This is a genomic window from Pseudomonas tehranensis (assembly GCF_014268615.1).
GTDB lineage: Bacteria > Pseudomonadota > Gammaproteobacteria > Pseudomonadales > Pseudomonadaceae > Aquipseudomonas > Aquipseudomonas tehranensis.
Map to the genome: position 1 here is coordinate 1 of NZ_JABWQV010000527.1, position 221 is coordinate 221.

At 65.2% G+C, this 221-nt stretch carries 1 protein-coding gene; it reads left to right on the top strand.

Annotated features, from left to right (window positions below; all coding sequences use genetic code 11):
• Positions 1-221: hypothetical protein (locus HU811_RS27275; RefSeq protein WP_186659251.1), on the top strand; the 221-nt coding region annotated here is incomplete at both ends.

A 221-nucleotide genomic window follows, 5' to 3' on the forward strand; every position in this document is an offset into this window, starting at 1 on the left:
GCACCTTTCCTACACTTTCGCGACGGCCATCTGACCGCCCTCAGCGACCGCTACGCCAACCGTCTGACGCTGCAGCGCAACATCCATGGCGACATCAGCCGCCTGGACAACGGTGCCGGGCGCTCCCTGCGCTTGCGTTACGAACAGCGCCACCTGGTCGCCATCGACTACCAGAGCTTTCACCCGGCCCTGACCCTGGACGAAGCCTGGCGCACCGAACA